Genomic DNA, 20,756 nt, shown 5'->3' on the forward strand with positions numbered 1-20,756 from the left:
GCCGCAGCTTGCAGGTTCTCAGCAAATTCAGACAAGGCAGGCCGCCAACTGGTCCACCACATGCTCAATCAAGGAGCTCCAAGCTCAGCTTAACGTCGAAACAATTCCCCAGTTGATCAAACTTCCCACCACAACCACAAAAGTCCCGCGGGACGCGCTCGATATCCTTGGAGACGCGTTCGACGACGTCGCGCATTCCTAGCTGTTCATACCAGCGCGCCGTGATGGCGGCCGGACGATATTGGATGCCCAGCAGATGTCCGGCGATCAGGCCGGTACTGTCGCTGTCGCCGGTGTGGTTCACCGCGTTGATCACGCTTTGCTCGAAGGAGTCGGCACTGACGGGCTGCTCGGCACTGCTGACGAATACATCAAAGCGCCGCAGCACTTGCTCCAGATAGTCTGCATAGTCAGCTAATTGCCATTTTGGCAACGGCAGCGTTGCTGATGCCTCCCCGAAGTGCGTTAGTCAAGTTCGTGGCTGTTGGTTCATGTGGTAGTGAGCTCAACCGTCTCGTCCAACATTCCAGATTTGATGCCTTAGAAATAAAAGAAGATTAGGGCCACACAGTCAGCAGCAACTGCCAACTGCATCACTTGAAGAATTCTCATCCAATCAGTTGATCACGCCGTGAGAGTCTCGTGAACATCCCGCGCCTCGATCCTGGCCATCACCCAACCCATCACCTCACTTTCAACCCAGCCGACAGCCCTGTCGCCCAACGACACGGGCGTCGGAAAGTTCCCCTCGCTGATGTACTTGTAGATTGTGGATCGACCTAAGCCGGTGGAATGCTGAACATCTTTCAAGCGAATGATCCTCATGAACGGGCTCCTCTGCGTTACGTTCAGAGGATTGGCATTGCGGTAAGGGAATACCTGTTGGCCTCTTACACGCCTTGACAAAATCAATGGGGCGCAAACAGGATCATTAAGCAGGGAAAAGCAAAGTCAGCCAGTCATCCACATGATCAGCCCGTATTCCAGGCACGCACAGCTCGCTTGACCGCCCTGGCTCACGCCAAGACGGTCGTTGCGTTCATTGACTCTTTGTCACGACTTCTCTGTATCAGCCCCGGCTGCAACCAAAACCATGGCTGCCATCCCCATAGGCTTTCGTCGCTGACTTGCAGAGATAACTCGCCCGGTAAAAAAACTCTTCCTGTCCAACCGGATCGTCACGATTCATCGGGTAGCTCGGGTTATTGGGAATCTCGACCAAACCACTCACGGCTTCCACAGATAACCCCAAGGCACTGGCCCAGGCTTCTACCAAGCGATTGAACATGTTGTCCCTGCCAATCTCGTATTTACCCAAGGCCGTAAATGCATCCCGGTTGAGCAGGATGGCCAGGTGATAGTGAGGCTTACCGTACTGCCCCAACTCACGCGCCCACACGTAGCGAAACTTGCTGTCATGGGCGTACTTGTTCAATTTTCGGGCTTGGCTGCGGTTATGTTTGATCTTGGCTTTAAACGATTCAATAAAGCGCTCAATCACCTCGTTGGTAAAAGCGTAATCGGGCAACTCGGTCTCGCTCGGTAGTCGCAGGTCTACCCTAAATGCAAACACACGGGAGTACTGGGTGAGTGCCCGCTCCATGGTCAGATAAAGCCGGTTCAGGTATTCACGAATAAAAGGGCCTTTATTTTCTTGCACGGATAAGCCGACGTACGTAGATCCTGTGTGAAGCGTTAGATTAGTATTTTGGGGGTGTCGGGACATGATGGTGCTCCAGGTATTTAGGTTCATACCATCGGCACACAGAGTACAATTTTACTTAATGCCAGGCATAGTCACTGCGGCATGAGCACAAAAACATGCTTCCCGCTTGCCCCGCTGAACCTGACGATAGTCTGACGACTACCAACACTAAAATCCAAACAAGCCTACAGGAACTGCCACACAACCAGCAGCATCAATACAGACACGCTCTTATCATGAGTTATACACATAAAGCAAATAGCCAATACCGAGGGCACACCAGTACTGAACACCAAGAAAAATCAGCCTCAAAACATCGCATTCGACAAAGCAGCCACTCCGGTAAAAAATCATTTCTAAACAACCTAGCGACGAAGGCCGTCTTCTTCGGAGGTGTGGCTCAAAGCTTTAGCGTTTTCTACCCAGCGTCTCTCGCCCCTTATACATCCACTTCCCTCAGGACAGGAGCACCATCTACACGCCCAGAAAACCTACGAGACAATAATAAACAACCACGCGCAATATGACTATATGCAACGCAATATCGGCACCGACGCTGCAAGCACGTCAACCGTATTGGCGGGCAGCCTGGTAATCGTGACGAAGAGACGGCAGCTCACACAGAAAACATCAGACCAACGCCACCGTCTAAGCCTCGACGAAATCAGCCCCCCCCCTGCAAATACAGGGTTTCCAGGATTTCATATACTAGAAAAACCACATAAAACGACATGAAAAATCATAAAGTACTTCTTGAATCAGCATAGAAATGCTATAGAAGCTTTCTAAAAAAACGGGAGGTTACATGGCGGTACATCGCAATGACATGCTGGCACGCATACTTGACGACACGAACCAGAACCGCAGGCACGACATTTGGCTATGGTTTCAGCTAAAAGCTCAAAAGATCTTATTAGGCGGAGAAATCAATTATCCAGGCATGCACTATTCAATGAACGAAGCCATCTTCAAAAACCCCATTCTTTCCGAAAAATTAAAACAAAGAGAAATCGAGCAGCTTTTACCTGAAAAATACATTTCGTGGATAAAAGAAGAAAATCGACAAGTAATATGGCTAAGATCAAAGATCCGCAACGATATCATGCATCCACCAGAACCTGGCTTAACTGGAAAAGACTCACTAGTAGCAAGCATAGACTTGTGGAATATAAACATTAACGAAAAAGGTCATTTTCTAGGCGGGTTAGAACGTGATTGGAACGAACATTCTAAAGGAGATAAACAATACAAGTGGTTCTCTGATGACGCGCAAAAATGCATATACGCAGGAAACCTGATAAAGAAAGATTTTCCGATGATCGGTTTTTCTTCAATCAAACTTTCAGATTACTTGCCTATTCAATGCTACGAGGACCTCTTGATTTTTTTTGATAACTGCAAGCTTCACCTCGATGAAAAAAATGCCTTTATAGAAAAAGTCAAACGCAAATGGCCCGGTAAACAATACCGAGATAACATGGTTGGAAAAAAACAATACAATTTCATCCTCTCCGATCAAGCAATAGCACGCCTTGACAAATTATCCGACACCTACGAACTCAGCCGCGCAAAAATTTTAGATATTTTATTAAAGATGGAGGACGAGCAAAACCGATATATTCCAGAACGAATAAAACTTTTAAAAGATGAGTCGTAGTTCACCGCATAGTGGTTAACAAATAACATCATCGATGAAACCTTCAATAGCGGAGCGTCCCCCCAAAATTATAAAAAATTAGGTCCACAATTATCACGAAAAAGCTTTGATTAACGGGCATGAGAGGTTCACACAGCATGATTTCCCCTTCAGCACGCCAACCCTTCGTAAGGGAGTTCCAGAGAAGCCAGTCGGCATGGCAAGCTTCACTCGGCTAACAGCACCAAAAGCTTGATTTTGGACAGAAGCAGACGCACACAGACGAGCACCTGATTCGGGGACATGACCATAGTTCGATAATGCTTCGGCTTAATTCGATAAACACATTGCTCTCACGCTACGCATCCGATAAGGGTCGCAGGTTCAAATCCTGACGAGTCGAGCCATCAGCGAGTAGACCAATACTGCTGAATGGCAACGGTATTCCAAATGGTATTCCACAGAAAATTATTAACCTACATTTTACTTATAAATCAGCATGTTACAAATTAAGTTCAAATTACCCCGGCCCACCAAATCAACGAAAAAAGACGTCAATGGACGTCTTTTTTTGTGTCTGGGATTCAGCGAATTCATGGGTTTCAGGGCTATTGGCTTCCGCAGAAGCTTTTTGAATTCCAGGCGCTTTGGTGTCCCGTTGGTATCCCGAGCCTGAAGATTCGAGCAGCCGCGCCAATCCCCAAGACCTTCAAGGCACCCAGCCTCACCCCACCTCAATTGCTAATCAGCGAACTAAAGCCCACCCCCAAAACACCACCTCCTGTGGGAGCGGGCTTGCCCGCGAAAGCGCCAGATCATCCACAACAGATCCAAATGACCCAGCACCATCGCAAGCCCACCTTCAGACTAATCTCCAGAATCCTCCCGCTCCCGCATCAAAACCTTCAACGAATCATCAACCAACGCCTTACCCATAGCCGCCAAATAATGCGCAGCCCAAGCATGACGCCCATTGTCCTTCGCATAAGCCGCATCCTCAGTCAGCGACTTGGCAAGGCAAAGAAAATCCGAAGCCATCGACAACGCATCACCAATGGGCACGCCACCAATGACGTGAAACATTGCTTGATTACCGAGGTAGATCGCGGGAGTGAAGCCGATGGTTCTGAGTTCGGGATTGTCGGTCATTTGCCACCTCCGGAGAGGGAGATGCAGTGGCCGAGGGTAGATGGTGGGGCGTTACGCCACTGGGAACTGCGAAGAGGGGGAAGCCAAACTTCGTACGGTTTGATTCTGCGCATTATCCAACTCCTTGATATGGGGAGCTGCCACGTTCGTTTCCACACGAATGGGTGACAGCTGTGCGCAGGGTGGAAAACCGGTAATCAAGGAAACCGGCACGCCCGAAGACGTCCCACGCACAGCCGCCATAACTCACGCCGCAGGTAAAAAATACCTGCAGACATGATGGGAGCGCTGTTGCGCCTTGAATTACTCGGGTTTCCACACCCGGTCGCTGAGTTTGCAGCGACGGCGAAAGGGTATCGCGAGCGTTCCTCCCCTGCAACCACTGAGAGCCTTGGACTGAATCCTGCAATCCACGAGATGACGCCTGATGGGCGTCAGATGGCCTTGAGATCTCGCAACGCTTCCGGGTGCTGACTGGCAACCCGCAACAGGGTCCGTGCCGCACCAGCAGGTCGTCGCCGGCCTTGCTCCCAATCCTGCAGCGTGCGCAGGCTGACGCCCAGTAGCTGCGCAAATGCGCTTTGGGAAAGGCCGACTTTAGCCCTGGCCTCAGCTGCAATAGAAAGCTTCACCTCGGTTGTACGTTCGGTCTTGCCAGCCTTCATTTGACGCACCGAAGCCAGCGAGTCCTTCTGAAAGTTCTCCATTTCATGGTCCATCACTGACCTCCTCTTGGAATGGCAAAAAGATACGGCAACACCGTAAAGCGATGCAAAGTTCGCTGGTCGAACGTTCTGAGTGCGGCACACCAGTGCTCCTAAGACCTTGCTCTCGCAGGCATCAAGCAGTAAGGTTTATTCATCGCTACCCATTAGCGATACAGGATTGGCGTCCTGTCTGGTTCGGAAGACACAAAAGCCGCTGTCGCGGCTTTTTCGTGTCCTACATGTGGCTGCCTGTTATGGGCGGGCCGTATGTGGGCATCCTCGGATGCGCCGGGGTCCAACTAGCCGGTACGCCAACCCATACGGTTCCGCCCACCCTGATTGGCGTCAGGAGGCGGTGTTATCACCTCTAGTGGGAAACTCAAAATGAACGAACATCTCGAACCCACGCGGTTTACGCGCAACAATCGTTTCATCCATGCATTGATACTGGATTCTCAACCCTGGTTTAGCGTTGTCGATCTCGGCCGGCTTATGGGCTGGCCCCTGAACGAGCGCCTGATTCGCAAGCTCGACACTGACCAGTATCGTTTTCTTCGGCTGAACTACCACGGTGAAATTCAGGATACGTTGATGGTGAGCGAATCCGGCGTGTATGCGCTCATGATATATCACCACATCCCTGAAAACCGGAACCTTCGGCAGTGGTTGACGCATGAGGTCATTCCCGCACTACGAACAACCACAACCAGCGCAGCAGAGAATGGGCCGTCGCTCACCACGTTACAGTGGGCGGGACTTTCCCGCGTCAATGATGCTTTCCGCAGCCGAGCACCCAATGTGGGTCGCCAAGCAAATGGGCCACTCGGATTGGACAAGGATCGCTTGAGTGTACGGGCGCTGGATGCCTCAATAGATGAAAATTCGGGCAACTTTGCTGGGGGCAAAGTTTGGCCCGCCGGAATCGAACGAGTGCAAACCTCTCAATAGAAAGCATTTATTCGACGGAGAAAAAGGCGTAGATCGTTGATCCATGAATCAGTCTTCCAAGTCGGAGTTCGGAGTGTAATCATATCCAGATATCTTCCGCTGGTACTGAATGATTAGACTTGTAATGTCAGGATCGCCCACCCGCTCCTCTGCCAGCTTAAGTTTTTCCATTGCATCATCAAAAGCTGATATATCCTTAGATCTCTTGAAAATCTCTACACCTACATCACAGTACGTCCGCAGAAAATCTTTATTATCTTTGTATCTATCGATGGCGTTAGCCGCGTAAGATCGGGCTCTTTCTAGGATAGCTATGCGATCTTCATCAAGTATTCCGACTGTACGTTCAGCTCGTGCCAACAACAGCATTATTTTAAAACGATGAACTGGACCATCAGCTTTAAAATCGTTTTCAAACAATCGAATCTCAGTATCGGCTTTTTCAATCTCATTAATATCTATAAGGTTGCGTATCAACCTATGCCTCGGCACTCGCTCCCCCGGTGCTTTAGAAATCATTTTGCGGAGCAATTTATTTCTAACATGCTTATCAGGGATACGCCCAATTCCCTTTTCAAAGCCGCACAACTGCCGAATTGTCCGAATTTCAACATCATATGTTGGAACAATATTATCAATAACTCTCTCAAACAACGAGACGTACTCCTTGATATCAGGCATTTTGTACTGAGCGATAATATCTGTGATTACGGGGTGCCTGCCCTTCCAGCCATACGTTCCGTCTTTAGCACTAATCGTATACTCGTGAATTATGTCGACCAAGTTCGCTAACGACGCCATAACTTGGTCTGAAGGAATTCCTAGAAGGCGTATTACAAGCTGGCGATGCACATTAATACCTGAGCTTTCCATCGCGGCAACCAACCGATAGATCTCTTGATAATCTTCTGGCAACGAAGCAAATTCGCGCAATACGATGTCATCGAACTTGTCTGAAGCAAAAATATTTTTCAAACATACAAATGTATCAGACTCACAACGCACGGTGAGCCGGCGCTTTCGCTCTGATCTAGAAAAACCTGAGAAGCTGTTTTCAACTAGCGGCTTCAAGTCCGGATTGGTATCAACAAGTGTGAGAAGTTCCTCAACCTCTGAAGAATCTAGGCCCTTCAATACTTTTTGCGCACCGAACTTAAAGAAATTTGGAGTCTTGACCCTTGGATTCCAAAGGTTCCGAGACGAGGCCAAAATCAGCTTTAAACTAGTAGATTTATCAGCCACAAGTAAATCAATCAAAGCGCTGATATCACTGATATGATTATGCGCATCATCTATAAATAAAACGCCGGTTTTTTCTTTTTCTTTTAAATAACCAGCGATAGCGCGCCACGCGATAGGTTGAAGGGTATGTTCCGACTTGTGCTCCCAACTATATACTGATGCTTGAGACTGATTGTACAGTACCTGCTTGGCTAAAGTCGATTTCCCAGTCCCGCTTGCCCCCAGAACAACGACAGCTAAAGTCTCTTCTTTTTTCAGTAGCGACAGAACTCCAGCACACAATGTTCGTTTAAAGGTGAGATTCGCCGCAATATCAGCATAAGATGCTGGCCACCCGTTGAACATAGAACTTGCGTCTTTTATGTTACTTCGAATTTCATGTGCTACATCTCTTGTCACAGGCCGCAGCACTGGAAAATTATCCAAGGGGTCACTGGTAACCGTTCCAGCATCCGACTTCAGGCTAGCGTTTTTTTGCAACTCGACGAAGAAGTCATCTAAACTGCCAAAAGCCACGCGCACTCCTCTTCGCTCATGGAGCAGTGCACGATTTTCATCGGGAGTAAACAAGATCAAGTTTATTGTTGCAGGGATATGGCTCCTAGCATTGATATCTAAAGCCTTCGAAATCAGATCTTTTATATGAGCGTCCGCAAGGGAGTACCCAATGATGACTAAATCTGTACCTGCAAGATCCATTTTCAAAGAGTCGTACAGGTACTCACGATATTCCATAGTCAAATCATAATCATTTTCTGAAATAATTATTCTACTGTGGACGCCATCTACTTCATCTTTCTCAATGCTCCCATGGAGTTTGAACAACTTGGTAGATTCAGGGACTCGCTGAATGGTAAAATCGAAGTTTGAAGATATAACAGAGAGGCTCCGTTCTCTGCGAGAATATGCCTGCTCGATCAAATTGTCGTAATTCGTTGTATATATATTTCGCCAGTTGTATAACGGCAAATTCAGTAAGCTGCCTGTTGGCACGAGCTTGTCAAATGATTTTCTCAAAAGAGTAATCATTTCTTTCCGGCTATCTTTTTGCTCAGCCAAGCTCGCTAACTCGCTCAAGGAGTAGCCATCAGCCTCGATGTTGAAACCCTTGGACAACCGCTCAATTAGGACTTTGACTGAAGGAGCTCCTGACGGGATAGAAGACCCCGCGCCGAAAAAAAGCACTGTGTTTTCCGGCTTTATTCTGTTGGCAAGTTCGGCAAGTGAAATGCTCATCTTCAAATCCTTTTGTCGCTTTCTAATCAGCCTTAATACCGGGTCTAGCAGCACCTGTCCAGAAGCGCAGCGGAGGGATAGCGGCAAAATGACATGATCCACGCGATAGACCACGTATAACGAGCCTTGGCTGGGGGGCAAATCCCTCTGGCTTCACCGATTGAATCACCAACGTCCCCCCCAGTGCGGGCATTGATGCATCTAGGACTCGGAGTCCATTGGCTAAACTTTCACTCCTGCTCACTCGACCACGGCTAACACCCCGAGCAGCGCTCGTCAACGAAACTCCATGTGGCGCATACGTAACGTTTTTCCCAGTTACACGCCCTTAAAAATCGAATACCCGCCCAGCCCCTCCTCCCCTTGCAACCCCACCACACCGATCTATATGATAAGTATTATCATTTGTGATATTTACTCATCCGGCGCCTCCACCTCATGTCATCCCCCCCTCAAACCAGCTTCTGTGACCTGGCCACGCTGTACCAACAACAGCACAGCTGGCTGCAGAACTGGCTGCGGCGCCGGCTTGATTGCTCACAAAGCGCCGCAGACCTGGCGCAGGACACCTTCATGCGCCTGCTGGCCCAGGAGCAGGTGCCAGAGTTGCATGCGCCGCGCACGTTCCTGGCGAAGGTGGCGCAGAGTGTTTTATCCAATCACTACCGTCGGCAAAAGCTCGAACGCGCTTACCTGGAAGCGCTGGCCGCGATGCCCGAGCTGACTGCGCCGAGCCTGGAGACCCAGGCGATTTTGCTGGAGACCTTGATTGCCCTGGATGCTGCTCTGGAATCCCTGGAGCGGCCGGTGCGCGAGGCTTTTCTGTGGTCGCAGGTGGATGGGTTGAGTCATGCCGACATCGCTCAGCGGCTCGCGGTGTCGATCACCACGGTCAAGCGTTACATCGTCAAGGCCGGGGCGCTGTGCATCATGCTCGATAGCAGCCTGGACCCGACGTGAACCCGGCCATCACTGGCGATATCGCCGAACAGGCCATGCACTGGCAGCTGGAACTGCAGGAGCCTGGCGTCAGCGCGGAAACCCTGGTGGCCTGCATGAGCTGGCGCCAGGCCCATCCCCTGCACGAGCGCGCCTGGCAGCGAGCCGAAGCGCTCGCGCAGCGCATGAGCGAGATGCGCTCGCCCAACCAGCGCCCCTTGGCTCATGCCGCCTTGCGACCCACCCTGTCTCGACGCACAGCGCTCAAGCAGCTTGGCCTGGTATTGGCAGCCGGTGCTGGCGCCTGGAGCATGAAGGACACCGCAGTGCTGCAAGACCTGACGGCGGATTACCACAGCCAGGTCGGCGAACAGCAACGTTACGTACTCGCAGACAACACCGAGGTTGAGCTCAATACCGACAGCGCAATCAATGTGGTGTTCGAGCGCGAGACGCGGCGCATCAAGCTGTTACGCGGGGAGATGTTGATCACCCGGGACAAGATGGCCGACGGTCGCCCGATGTCGGTGACAACCGCTGAAGGACGTATCGATGTGGCGTTGGCGCGCTTCAGTGTGAGGCAGCGCGCGGGGGTGACGCAGGTCAGCGTTTATCAGGGCTCGCTGGTGATCAACCCGATGGCCCAGCGCCAACTGGCAATGACGTTGCAGGCTGGCGAGCAGTTGAGCTTCAACGCAGCAGGGGCAATTACTCGAAGCGCCGCTGCGCTGACGGCCCCTGCTTGGAGCCAGGGCATGCTGGTGGCCCAAGCGCAGCCGCTGCAGGAGTTTCTGGCTGAGCTGAGCCGCTATCGACGCGGGCACCTGGCGTGTGATCCGAGGCTGGCCAACGTGCCGGTATCGGGCACCTTTCCCCTGGCAAACACTGAGCGCATCATTTTCGCAGTCGCCGATACCCTGCAAGTCGACGTCCGGCAATTCACCCGGTACTGGGTCACGTTGCAGCCCCGGCAGGCCTGAGACTTTTTTTTGCGCTTGGGTGGTCCGTTTTCGAATCTCGCGAGACTTAAACCCCAGACACTTATTTTCATTGGGGTATCACTCGTGGATTTCACTGCATGCAACGGCCGGGTCTGGCACTTTTCTCTCAAGCACAAACTGGCCTGCGCCGTGGTTCAGGGCGTTGCCTGCATGGCAGCAGCCGCGCCGTTACTGATAGCGCCGAGCTGGGCCGAAGCTGCCGAACAGGCGCAGCAGGCATTTGATATTCCTGCAGGCCCATTGGCCCCGGCGCTCACCCGCTTCGGCCAGAGCGCCCACATCCTGCTGTCCTACCCCGCGCCATTGACGGAGGGCCAGACCACTCAGGGGCTGCAAGGTCGCTACGACGTGGACCAAGGCCTGGCCATGTTGCTCGCCGGCAGCGGCCTGGAAGCCAGCCGCAATGCCAGCGGCAACTACACCCTGGTGGCCCGTTCGCAAGAGGCGTTGCAACTGGGCGGGGTGTCGATTTCCGGCAAGGCGCCGGGTTCTACTACTGAAGGCAGCGGGCTGTACACCACCTATTCATCCAGCAGCTCGACCCGGCTCAACCTGACCCCGCGGGAAACGCCGCAGTCGCTCACGGTGATGACGCGCCAGCGCCTGGACGACCAGAACCTGACTACCCTGACCGATGCGATGGACGCCACACCCGGCATCACCGTGATTCGAGACGGTGTCGGTGCAGAGACAGACACCTACTACTCGCGCGGCTTCGTCATCCAGAACTACGAGATCGACGGCGTGCCCACCAACACCCGCCTGGACAATTACACCCAGAGCATGGCGATGTACGACCGCGTCGAGATCATCCGCGGCGCCACTGGTTTGATCAGCGGAATGGGCAACCCCTCGGCGACGATCAACCTGATCCGCAAACGCCCCACGGCCCAGGCCCAGGCCAGCGTCACCGGTGAGGCCGGCACCTGGGATCGCTACGGCAGCGGCTTCGACGTGTCCGGCCCGCTGACTGAAAGCGGCAACGTGCGCGGTCGCCTGGTGGCGGACTACAAGACCCAGGATGCCTGGATCGACCGCTTCAACCTGCAATCGCAACTGCTCTACGGCATCAGCGAATTCGACCTGAGTGAAGACACTCTGCTGACCATGGGCTTCAGCTATCAGCGCACCGACGTCGACTCGCCATTGCGCACGGGCTTGCCATCGCGCTTCAGCACCGGCGAACGCACCGACCTCAAGCGCTCGATCAACGGCGCGCCGGACTGGTCCTATAACGATCACGAGCAGACCACGTTCTTCACCTCCATCGAACAGCAATTCGCCAACGGCTGGAGCGGCAAGATCGAGTACACCTACGCCGAAAACAAATTCGACGAAGCCTTCAACTATGTCATGGGTGATTTGAACAAGGACGGCAGCGGCACCTCGCAGCTGCCGGTGCGCTTCTCCGGCACGCCACGGCAGGACAACCTCGACCTGTACGTGACCGGCCCGTTTGGCCTGTTCGGGCGCGAGCATGAATTGATCGGCGGCATGACCCTGTCCAAGTACAAGGAAAACGTCCCGGGCTGGGGCGGCTGGCAATACGACTACGCCTCCTCTGCCGCAGGCGCGATCGACAACCTCTACACCTGGGACGGCAACTCCGCCAAACCCGACTTCGTCGAAAGCGGCAAATCGTCCATCGACGAGTCGCAGTACGCGGCCTACCTGACTTCGCGGTTCAGTGTGACCGATGACCTGAGCCTGATCCTCGGCAGCCGTCTCATCAACTGGAAACGCGACACTTCGGACCGCCCGTATGGCGCGCCGGAAACCGAAGTCAATCGCGAAGAAAATGGCGTGTTCATCCCTTACGCCGGGGTGGTTTACGACCTCAACGATACCTGGTCGGTGTATGCCAGCTATACCAGCATCTTCAGCCCGCAAGCCTCATGGGTGACCAACGAGGACAACAAGCCGCTGGACCCGATGGAAGGCAAAGGCTACGAGATCGGCCTGAAAGGCACGCACCTGGACGGCAAGCTCAATTCCAGCGTTGCGCTGTTCAAACTGGAACAGGACAACCTCGCGATCTGGCAACACGACAACGTCTACTCCGCCGAGCAGGACACCACCTCCAAGGGCATCGAACTGGAGCTGAACGGTGAACTGGCCGAAGGCTGGCAGGCATCGGCGGGTTACGCCTACTCGGTGACTACCGATGCGGACGACAGCCGCATCAGCACGATGATGCCGCGCAACAGCGTCAAGACGTTCACCAGCTACCGCCTGCCGGGCGCGCTGGAGAAGCTGACCCTCGGTGGCGGCGTCAACTGGCAGAGCAAAACCGGCAACGACCTGCACACCTTTAGCCAGGACAGCTACGCGATCACCAATCTGCTCGCGCGTTATGAGATCAGCCGCAACCTGACGGCTTCGGTGAATCTCAACAACGTGTTTGATCGCGCCTACTACAGCTCCCCCGCGCTCTCGGCGAACTATGGAGCGCCACGCAATGTGATGACCAGCTTCAAGTACGACTTCTGACGGTGACGAAAGAAGACGTCCATGGACGTCTTTTTTTGTGTCTGAAATTCCGTGAAATCAAGGGGCTGTACCCACGCGTTACTTCTATCGACTCACCCTCTGTCCAGCCTTGAATCAGGTTTACACCTGGGCGCTCGGCATCACCTGGATCGCCGATTGGGTGCCACGCGTCAGCTCGCGGTACTCGTAGGTCACCTTGTCAGGCGCGACCTTGCCGGTGTAACCCTTCTTGATGTTGGCGACGATGTAGTTGAAGTCGCTCTTGCTGCGGGTGGTGACCACAATGTTGGCCTTGCTGCTGGCGCTGGACACGTAGTTACCCACTTGCGACAGAGGCTGCTTGAGGCGGTTGTCGCGCTTTTTCACCAGAGCCTGCGGCACGTTGACCTGCATCGAGTCCATGCTTTCCACACTGGCGGCCCCGACGTCATTGCGCTTGTCCGCGGGTACCGCTTCCTGGCGGGTTGTCAGTTGCACAACCGCGACATCACTCGACTGGCGCTCGATGGCCGCCTTGGCCTGACGGGCGTTTTCCAGGTCCTTCTGACGGCCCACGTAATAACCTGTCGGCGCGCCCAGGGCCGCGCCAATGGCGCAACCGGTGCCAGGGTTGCCACCCGTCCCGGCGGCAATCGCGGCACCGCCAATGCAACCGAGCACGCCGCCGACCGCCGTGCTGCCTATGGGCGAGTTCTGGCAACCACTCAACAACAAACCGGTACAGGCGAGCAACAGGGTTGATACAGCAAGTGCGCGCGACAAGGGCGACTCCTTTCGAGACTGGATATGAGCATTCATTGAGGCTGATAGCCGTAGGTCAAGCCCCCGAGCAGGTGCAGGCGCACCCGTTCGTTAAGCGGGTAAAACACCGGCTGGACCTGGGCCGTCCACTGCACACTGTGGGCAATGATCCAGCCCATGAGCCCAAGCGTGGAGCCGTTCTGCTGCTTGAGGTCGAGAAACAGCTGCTGCTCGGTCACCTTGTTGGTCCAGAGCATCGGCACCGTCAGCACCACCAGCGCGTAGCCGACAAAGGCGGCCGCGTAGAGCCTTGGCGGGACATAACACAGCGACCGGGTGAAAAAGCCCAGGCACTTGAAGATGTGGGTGAAGGCGCCGAGTAAGGAAAACAACAGGGCGATCATCGGCACAATCAGCGCTCGGTAGCTGTCACGGCCGATCTGCGCCTTTTCGCCTCTGTCGCGGTAGTTTTGCGGGTCGACCAAGCGATCTTCGATCAGCTGCCTGGCATCGAAGCTGATGGTCGGCCGGTACACGGTTTGCTCGAAGTCGCTGGGCGACAGGTCGGGTTGCAAGGTGATCAAGTACGGCAAGTGCAACGCGTCGCGCCACTTGTTCTGGATCGGCAGCTGCGCAAAAAACTGCCCGCGCGGCAAGCCGGGCTCGATCCAGCGGCCAACCGACTCTAACCCGGCGGCATAGGCGCTACGGGCATCCAGTTGCACGCGCCGGGCCACGGCCCGATTGAAGCCCGCACGGTCGTTGGGGCGCCAATCGTCGGCCACCGCAATGCCCTTCTCGCGCAGCGACTGACGGACCGTGTTGGCATGGCGATTCGGCACATTGTTGGGGGTCAGGCGGCGGTTGCGTTGCTTGAGGCTCTGCACGTAATCGTTCCAGGCCTGCTGCTGGTGCAGGGCGATGGACGCCGCGCTGATCGCCTCCAGGTAGCGCCGGCTGCCCTGCTGGTACTGGCGATAGCTTTCATCCAGCTCGGCGAGGGAGTCCTGGTAGCGGCGATAATTAACCTCGACATCGCCGCGCACGGTTTCGGCGAAAAACTCGAAGAACAGCTGCGCCTGCGGCTTGATGCGCTCCGTCAGGTCATCCTTCGACAGCACCATGATGGGAAGCGTCGCCAGCAGGGTCTTGCCCTCGGGGCTCCGCAATTCCTCGAGCGTGAGGTTCAGGCCATACAGGCCGAAATCCTGGTGCACCATCAAGTACGTCATCGGCACGCCCAAGGCCGCACGCGCGCGCTCATCGGGCGTCGAGCGATCCACCAGGTGATTGACCAGCGCCAACTGCGCAAAGTACGTAGTACCCACGCAGCCGACGATCACCAGGGCCGCCCAGATCGTCGTGCGAAGACGGCTCCAGCCCAGGCGCAAACTCTTCTTCAGCACCGAGCCCAACCCCAGCAGGGCCACCGCCGTGCCGGCGATCAAGCGTCCGTAGACCTCGATGGACTCCACTTGATGTTGATTGGCCAGGCCGCCGACTACGTCCAGCAAACGGGCGTTGAAGCCCATTTCGACCATCAGGTACAGCAGCGTCAGGGTTAGCATCACCAGGACCAGCACACGTTCCTGGCGCCGTGGCAGGGGGTTCTTGTCTTTGCGTAGCCAGTGCATCAACGCACTGGCCAGCGAGCGGCGCCGCGCACGGTGACCCAATCGCTGGAGCAGTGTCAGGCTGGTCACGATTCGGTCTCCATCCTGGAGATCAGGTTGATCTCTACCCGGCGCCTCGGTGGCGTAGTCGCCTGGGCATGTTTGACGACCGCATCAGCCACCGGTTGCGGTAGCTGGGAAGGAATCGGCACTTTGGCCGGCGGTTTGGGCGCAGGCTTGGGTACTGGGGCAGGCACGGTCACCTTGGGGTTGGGCGCAGGCGGCGCGGAGGGCTTGGTGCGCGCAGTGGCCACGGGGGTCGCTGCGGTAGTGGGCACCGGCGCGGGCTTGGCGGCCACTGGTGGCCTGGGTGCGGGTGCGGGTGCAGCGGCAACCGCCGGCCGGGCCTTGGACAGGCCCTGCAGCAGCCCCGGCAGGTCGACCTTCATCGGCCCGCGGAAATTCTTGTCCTTCGAGGAATAGGTCCAGGCCTCGGAGCGCCGGTCATCCATCCGCATGGCGACGAAACTCTTGCCGTCCTCACTGCGCTGGAAGGCCAGCATGTCGTCACAGCCACCGAGTCGATAAGGGCCCCAGACTGTCTTCCCGGAGATCACTATCAAGGCGGTTTGGGAGTCGCACTGCGCGGTGCGATAGCTCATGACCACCGCTGTGTCGCCGTCCAGCTCCATCGTGGTTTCGACGGTGCTTTCACGCCAGTCGTCCGGCAGTTGCACCTGCATCTTGCGTTCATGCAGGCTCAAGTAGGCTTGGCCAGCGGGGGTTTCCATGTGGCTAAAAGGCCCGGCCACCGAATTGAAGCGACCGATCACCTGGTCGGCCTGCACCCCGAACGCGCTGCACAGCAGTACAAGCAACACACCGCGAGTAATTAGGCGGCCCAGCGTTCGCAGGGCTCTGATGGGTCTCAACATGGTCTTCCTTAACCGGTTACCAGGGCGCGCCGACATTCCGCTACGCGCCAGGATGCTAGCATAAAGCCACAAATTCGCGATAACCCGGCTTACCGGTGGACGACCCAGAGCCCCTTGCGGGAGCGCATCTGCGATGGGCGCTACGCCTGCGAAAGCGTGGAGTCACTGCTAATTGATCCAGCCCAGGCCCTGAGGAGGACTTCTGAACTTGATGAGCAGTGTGCAGTGCGGATGAATTTTTCTTCACCCCACTGCACGGCGGCAACCGGTACATTGGCCCCGCTCATTCAAGAAACTACGGTTTGCCCGCCCTCCCGCGGGCTTTTTTTTGTCTGCGGGAAAAAAGATCGCAGCCTCGTTTCACTTGGCAGCTCCTACGGGGAGATTGTCGGCAATCGCGTGACTGCATCACCACAACGCGATGTCGTAGGTCAGGTACAGGCGCCAATTATCGCGATCGCTGGCGTAAGTGGAGCGGTAAGTCGCCTTGCGGACCTCCATGCCCACACCCTTGAAGGCGCTGTCCTGGATGACATATCGCAGGTTGGTGTCCGACTCCCATTCGCGGGCTTCGCGGCCTTTATAGTCCCCGTTCTCGCCCTTGTAGTAGCGGGTCATGAAGCTCAAGCCCGGAAGCACAGCGGCGAAGTCATAGTCGTAGCGCAGCATCCAGGTTTGCTCACCGCCCTGGATGAACTTTCCTACACCGGCATTGGTGAATGAGTAGACCGTCGAAACGCTGGTGTAAGGCAGCGCCGTGTCGCCGGTCACTTTCTGGTAACCCATCCCGATGGCCTGCGCTCCCAACTTGTAGGTAAACAGACCGCTGAACATGTCGGCGTCGACCGCGCCGTTGCGTGCCTCGCCCGCGTCGTTGCTGATGAAGTACCGCAGGTCGCTGGTCAGGCTGCCGCTGCCCACTGGCAGCTTGTGCACCAGGCCGAGGAATTGCTGGCGGTAGAACTCGCGCATTTCACCGTAGTACCAGGTGCCGCTAAGGTTTGGCGTGAATTTGTAACTTGCGCCGGCAAAATCGAAATCAGTGCCTTTATCACCCGCGTAGCCCTGAGGATAAATATCGACGCTGTCCGACGAATTGCGCTGCTTGAATTTATCCAGGTGCCCGGTATGCAGATACAGATCGCGGATGCCCGTGTATTCGACCTGGGTGCCACGAAAGGTTTGCGGCAGCAGACGGCCGTCGTTGTAGACCAGCACCGGGATCTTGGGCAGCAGGTTGCCTGTTTTTACCACGGCATCGCCAATGCGCATTTTCGCCGTCACTCCCAGGCTGGAAAATCCGGCAGCCGCATGCCCGTCGTCATGCACCGGCAACAAGCCGGTACCGGCATGGGTGGGGCTCGAGTCGAGCTTGAGGCCGGCCAGCCCCAGCGCGTCCAGGCCAAAGCCCACGGCGCCCTCGGTATAGCCTGACTGCAAGTTGAGAAGAAAGCCCTGGGCCCACTCCCGGCGGTCGTTTCCACCATCACGATAGTCATCGTTGAAGTAGTAATTGCGCAGGGTCAGTTTGCCTTGCGAATCCTCCAGAAACCCCTGAGCCAGCAGCTGCGGTGACCAGCTCGTCAGTAGTGCGACGGGCACAATTGCGCCTCTCGTGAACAGCTCACGCATAACCATTTCCTCGGTGCCGTATTGTCGATTTTATGGGCAGTAGCAAAGGTCCCGCTGACGGGATATGTGTCGATAATCTTTGTGGTGTCGCGCTGGACTCAGCGGCGCATTGGGGCGGACACTAACGACTCATCCGCGCCTGCACAACGTTATGCGAGAAGCGCATCAGGCTATGCACAAGCTCGTTTTTCGCCAGCTCACGGCGGTTAAAACCAAGGGGATCCCCGCGTGAATCTCAAGCAACTCGAAGCCTTCAAGGCCATCATGTCCACCGGCTCGACCATCGGTGCCGCGACGCGGATGGGCCTGTCCCAATCGGCTGTCAGTCGCCTGCTCACGCAGCTGGAAGAGACCTTGGGCTTTGCTTTGTTCCTGCGCAAAAAGGGTCGTTTGATGGCGACCCCGGAAGCCGATGAACTGCTGGCTGAAGTGGCCGACCTGGTGGATGGCATGCAGCGTATCCAACGGCTGGCCGACGAGCTTAGGGTCGGGCATTCGCGCAAGCGCCTGCTCAAGGTGGGCGTGCCGACCAGCATGACCCAGGAGCTGCTGCCGAAAATTGTTGCCGAGTTCCTGAAGGGGCACGAAGACATCGTGGTCGAGTTACTGACCGGCTCCTACGACATGATCGAACGGGCTGTGCTGGATCGTTCGGCCGATCTTGGATTCGTCCGCTTGCCCACCGAACTGGCGGATTTTGACATCGAGCCGGTGCTGGAAACCGAAGGGGTGTGCGTGATGCCGGCCGACCATCCACTGACCCGCCACGCGGTGATCGAGGTCCGGCATCTGCGCGATGTGCCGCTGGTCATGCTGGGCCGCCAACGGGCACTGCGCGCAGAGCTCAACCAGGTGTTTCGCGCGGTCAACCTGACGCCCCAGGTGCGGATCGAAGTGCACTCCGTCGGGGCCGCATGCAGCTTCGTCGCCGAAGGCCTGGGGGTGTCCATCGTCAACGGATTGCTGGCCAGTCACTTCGCTCATTTGCCGATTGTCACCCGACCGTTTCGGCCTGCCCTGCCCTATGCATTCGGCCTCGCCTTCCGTCGCGACGAGCCACGACCGAGTGTCGTCAGTGCCTTCGCCGAACACCTCAAACAGCGCCTGAGCGAGTCGTCCATCGCGGGCAAATAAGGACAAAACGCATAGCTCAACCCGCTTCACGCATAACGTTGTGGGCCTTGGATCTTTGGCCTAGTGTCCGCTCCAACAACAGCCGACACCAAAAACAATAACCGCGAGGGCGTCCCTGCCAGCCAGGGCAAGAATCATGAGCGAACCACAAATCACCATCACCCAGCCGACCGCCGCGCCCACGAAAGTGGATGCCGGCAATGCGAGCAAGCGCAAACCCGTCAACCCGGCAATCATCCTGCTGAGCATCGTGTTGCTCGCGGTCGCCTTCACCTATGTCGTCAACTCAGGGACCTTCCAGCGCCAGAACTCGCTGGTAGTGCCGGGCTCTTATCAGGTTCTGGAGAAGAGCCACTCGCTGACCCAGCTGTTTTCCATCGAACCGCGCAAGGCCACCGACAGCGTGGCCCGGCCGGTGTCGCTGGTCGAAGGTTTCATGGCGATTCCGCAGGGCATCGAGAAGCGTGCAGCGCTGATTTTCATGGTGCTGTTCATCGGCGGCATGTTCGGTGTGCTGAACAAGGCCGGCGTGATCGATGCCGGGCTCGAACGCTTGCTCGGATTGACCCGCGGCAACATCTACGTGCTGGTGCCGATGCTGATGCTGGTGTTCTCGGCCGGCAGTACCTTCATGGGGCTGGCCAAGGAGTTTATCCTGATCGTTCCGCTGATGGTCGCGATGGCCAATCGGCTCGGCTTGCCGAACCTGATCGGGCTGGCGATCGTCTGCATCTCGGTGAAGATCGGCTACCTGGCCTCCATCACCAACCCTGTAGCGCTCTCGGTCGCCCAGCCGATGGTCGGCTTGCCGATCTTCAGTGGCATGAGCATGCGGATCGCGGCTTATGCCCTGTTCCTCAGCGTGGGGATTGCGTTCGTGTTGTGGAGCATCCACAAGCAGGGCTTCGACGCCAGTGCGAAAATCAGCTTCGAACACAAACCGCTGCCGATGCGTCATTTGCTGAACCTCCTGGTATTGGGCTGCGGCATCGCTTTCATGGTCTTTGCCTCCACCCGGTGGCAGTGGAAATACCACGAACTGTCCGCGTTCTATCTGGCGCTGAGCATCGCCTTCGCCGGCATCGCCGGGTTGGGTGCGAGTGCTACGGCGAGTGCGTTCGTCGACGGCATGAAGAAGGTGTTGATTGCCGGCGTGCTGATCGGCCTGGCAACGGCGGTTGAAATCATCCTCACCACCGGGCAGGTACTGGACACCATCGTCAATGGCCTGGCGAGTGTGGTGAGCGATCATGGCCCGGTCGTTTCGGCCTATGCCATGTTCTTTTCGCAACTGGGGCTGGATGTGTTGATCCCTTCGACGTCCGGCCAGGCCGCCGTGACCATGCCGATTTTCGGCCCGCTTGGCCAGCTTTCCGGCGTCAGCCCGCAAACCACCGTGTATGCGTTCCTGCTGGGCAATGGCTTGACCAACATGATCACCCCGACCTCCAGTGGCCTGCTGGTATTGCTGGCGACCGCGCAAGTCGGTTGGGGCCAATGGGCTCGCTACATCCTGCCGCTGTTTCTCATCTACATGGTGCTGGCGATGATCCTCCTGGCCATCGCAGTGACCACCGGTTACTGACTGTTCACGGCGCTTGCGGTGATGCCGCAGGCGCCAGCGTCGACAAGGTTCTGATATGAATTC

Annotated in this window: 16 protein-coding genes and 1 pseudogene; 7 read left to right on the plus strand and 10 right to left on the minus strand. The window is 55.9% G+C overall.

Features of this window, described 5'->3' with window-relative positions; translation table 11 throughout:
* Nucleotides 1-64: 64 nt before the first annotated feature.
* From AAEZ09_RS09300 to AAEZ09_RS09310, 3 genes are all read right to left on the minus strand, one after another.
* Entirely contained in the window at nucleotides 65-433 is a 369-nt protein-coding gene (locus AAEZ09_RS09300; RefSeq protein WP_350599189.1) for an ADP-ribosylglycohydrolase family protein, read from the minus strand.
* 191 nt (nucleotides 434-624) lie between these two features.
* Nucleotides 625-825 (minus strand): AlpA family transcriptional regulator, encoded by a 201-nt coding sequence (locus AAEZ09_RS09305; protein WP_350599192.1) that lies wholly within the window; start codon nucleotides 823-825, stop codon nucleotides 625-627.
* A 244-nt stretch (nucleotides 826-1,069) separates the two neighbouring features.
* Nucleotides 1,070-1,726, minus strand: coding sequence for an inovirus Gp2 family protein (locus AAEZ09_RS09310; protein ID WP_350599194.1), 657 nt, complete (start codon nucleotides 1,724-1,726; stop codon nucleotides 1,070-1,072).
* 784 nt (nucleotides 1,727-2,510) lie between these two features.
* Here AAEZ09_RS09310 and AAEZ09_RS09315 point away from each other — a divergent pair.
* A complete protein-coding gene (locus tag AAEZ09_RS09315; protein ID WP_350599197.1) occupies nucleotides 2,511-3,362 on the plus strand; it encodes a hypothetical protein in 852 nt (283 codons plus the stop codon).
* 846 nt (nucleotides 3,363-4,208) lie between these two features.
* Here the strand turns inward: AAEZ09_RS09315 and AAEZ09_RS09320 are convergent.
* Together AAEZ09_RS09320 and AAEZ09_RS09325 are read right to left on the minus strand one after the other, a co-directional pair.
* Nucleotides 4,209-4,490 (minus strand): DUF3077 domain-containing protein, encoded by a 282-nt coding sequence (locus AAEZ09_RS09320; protein ID WP_350599199.1) that lies wholly within the window; start codon nucleotides 4,488-4,490, stop codon nucleotides 4,209-4,211.
* A gap of 434 nt (nucleotides 4,491-4,924) precedes the next feature.
* Entirely contained in the window at nucleotides 4,925-5,299 is a 375-nt protein-coding gene (locus AAEZ09_RS09325; protein WP_350599201.1) for a helix-turn-helix domain-containing protein, read from the minus strand.
* A 282-nt stretch (nucleotides 5,300-5,581) separates the two neighbouring features.
* On the opposite strand from AAEZ09_RS09325, the pseudogene AAEZ09_RS09330 reads away from it, so the two are divergent.
* Nucleotides 5,582-5,872 (plus strand): annotated as a pseudogene (locus AAEZ09_RS09330) (BRO-N domain-containing protein); the annotation flags it as partial.
* A gap of 321 nt (nucleotides 5,873-6,193) precedes the next feature.
* Here AAEZ09_RS09330 and AAEZ09_RS09340 read toward each other — a convergent pair.
* Complete coding sequence (locus AAEZ09_RS09340; protein ID WP_350599204.1) at nucleotides 6,194-8,623, minus strand: SIR2 family protein; 2,430 nt, start codon at nucleotides 8,621-8,623, stop codon at nucleotides 6,194-6,196.
* Between the two features lie 438 nt (nucleotides 8,624-9,061).
* Here AAEZ09_RS09340 and AAEZ09_RS09345 point away from each other — a divergent pair, with 438 nt between their 5' ends.
* The 3 genes from AAEZ09_RS09345 to AAEZ09_RS09355 all read left to right on the plus strand — a co-directional run bounded on the left by AAEZ09_RS09345 (nucleotide 9,062) and on the right by AAEZ09_RS09355 (nucleotide 13,053).
* Complete coding sequence (locus AAEZ09_RS09345) at nucleotides 9,062-9,583, plus strand: sigma-70 family RNA polymerase sigma factor (RefSeq protein WP_350599207.1); 522 nt, start codon at nucleotides 9,062-9,064, stop codon at nucleotides 9,581-9,583.
* Nucleotides 9,580-10,542 (plus strand): FecR domain-containing protein, encoded by a 963-nt coding sequence (locus tag AAEZ09_RS09350; RefSeq protein WP_350599209.1) that lies wholly within the window; start codon nucleotides 9,580-9,582, stop codon nucleotides 10,540-10,542. Before AAEZ09_RS09345 ends, AAEZ09_RS09350 begins: the two co-directional genes overlap by 4 nt.
* A 171-nt stretch (nucleotides 10,543-10,713) precedes the next feature.
* On the plus strand, nucleotides 10,714-13,053 hold the full coding sequence (locus AAEZ09_RS09355; RefSeq protein ID WP_350599265.1) for a TonB-dependent siderophore receptor: 2,340 nt from the start codon (nucleotides 10,714-10,716) through the stop codon (nucleotides 13,051-13,053).
* Nucleotides 13,054-13,173: 120 nt separating this feature from the next.
* Here the strand turns inward: AAEZ09_RS09355 and AAEZ09_RS09360 are convergent, their stop codons facing one another.
* The 4 genes from AAEZ09_RS09360 to AAEZ09_RS09375 all read right to left on the minus strand — a co-directional run bounded on the left by AAEZ09_RS09360 (nucleotide 13,174) and on the right by AAEZ09_RS09375 (nucleotide 17,974).
* On the minus strand, nucleotides 13,174-13,815 hold the full coding sequence (locus AAEZ09_RS09360) for a YMGG-like glycine zipper-containing protein (protein WP_350599211.1): 642 nt from the start codon (nucleotides 13,813-13,815) through the stop codon (nucleotides 13,174-13,176).
* Nucleotides 13,816-13,847: 32 nt separating this feature from the next.
* Entirely contained in the window at nucleotides 13,848-15,497 is a 1,650-nt protein-coding gene (locus AAEZ09_RS09365; protein ID WP_350599212.1) for a hypothetical protein, read from the minus strand.
* Nucleotides 15,494-16,342 carry a hypothetical protein gene (locus tag AAEZ09_RS09370; RefSeq protein ID WP_350599214.1) on the minus strand — a complete coding sequence of 283 codons (849 nt, stop codon included), beginning with the start codon at nucleotides 16,340-16,342 and terminating at the stop codon, nucleotides 15,494-15,496. The genes AAEZ09_RS09365 and AAEZ09_RS09370 overlap by 4 nt, the downstream gene beginning before the upstream one ends.
* A 408-nt stretch (nucleotides 16,343-16,750) precedes the next feature.
* A complete protein-coding gene (locus AAEZ09_RS09375) occupies nucleotides 16,751-17,974 on the minus strand; it encodes an OprD family porin (RefSeq protein WP_350599216.1) in 1,224 nt (407 codons plus the stop codon).
* A 228-nt stretch (nucleotides 17,975-18,202) separates the two neighbouring features.
* On the opposite strand from AAEZ09_RS09375, the gene AAEZ09_RS09380 reads away from it, so the two are divergent.
* Both AAEZ09_RS09380 and AAEZ09_RS09385 read left to right on the plus strand, forming a co-directional pair.
* The gene (locus tag AAEZ09_RS09380) at nucleotides 18,203-19,108 is read left to right on the plus strand and encodes a LysR family transcriptional regulator (RefSeq protein WP_350599217.1); all 906 of its coding nucleotides are present in this window, start codon (nucleotides 18,203-18,205) and stop codon (nucleotides 19,106-19,108) included.
* A 136-nt stretch (nucleotides 19,109-19,244) separates the two neighbouring features.
* On the plus strand, nucleotides 19,245-20,693 hold the full coding sequence (locus tag AAEZ09_RS09385; RefSeq protein WP_350599219.1) for a YfcC family protein: 1,449 nt from the start codon (nucleotides 19,245-19,247) through the stop codon (nucleotides 20,691-20,693).
* Nucleotides 20,694-20,756 lie beyond the last annotated feature (63 nt).

This window comes from Pseudomonas sp. 65/3-MNA-CIBAN-0223, assembly GCF_040310425.1.
GTDB classification, from domain to species: Bacteria; Pseudomonadota; Gammaproteobacteria; order Pseudomonadales; family Pseudomonadaceae; genus Aquipseudomonas; species Aquipseudomonas gregormendelii.

Excerpts from the sequence above, each read along its gene's own strand:
- AAEZ09_RS09320 (WP_350599199.1), bottom strand. The coding sequence starts at position 4,490 with ATGACCGACAATCCCGAACTCAGAACCATCGGCTTCACTCCCGCGATC.
- AAEZ09_RS09310 (WP_350599194.1), bottom strand. The coding sequence starts at position 1,726 with ATGTCCCGACACCCCCAAAATACTAATCTAACGCTTCACACAGGATCT.
- AAEZ09_RS09355 (WP_350599265.1), top strand. The coding sequence starts at position 10,714 with ATGGCAGCAGCCGCGCCGTTACTGATAGCGCCGAGCTGGGCCGAAGCT.
- AAEZ09_RS09340 (WP_350599204.1), bottom strand. The coding sequence starts at position 8,623 with ATGAGCATTTCACTTGCCGAACTTGCCAACAGAATAAAGCCGGAAAAC.
- AAEZ09_RS09315 (WP_350599197.1), top strand. The coding sequence starts at position 2,511 with ATGGCGGTACATCGCAATGACATGCTGGCACGCATACTTGACGACACG.
- AAEZ09_RS09370 (WP_350599214.1), bottom strand. The coding sequence starts at position 16,342 with ATGTTGAGACCCATCAGAGCCCTGCGAACGCTGGGCCGCCTAATTACT.
- AAEZ09_RS09345 (WP_350599207.1), top strand. The coding sequence starts at position 9,062 with ATGTCATCCCCCCCTCAAACCAGCTTCTGTGACCTGGCCACGCTGTAC.
- AAEZ09_RS09385 (WP_350599219.1), top strand. The coding sequence starts at position 19,245 with ATGAGCGAACCACAAATCACCATCACCCAGCCGACCGCCGCGCCCACG.
- AAEZ09_RS09305 (WP_350599192.1), bottom strand. The coding sequence starts at position 825 with ATGAGGATCATTCGCTTGAAAGATGTTCAGCATTCCACCGGCTTAGGT.
- AAEZ09_RS09375 (WP_350599216.1), bottom strand. The coding sequence starts at position 17,974 with ATGCGTGAGCTGTTCACGAGAGGCGCAATTGTGCCCGTCGCACTACTG.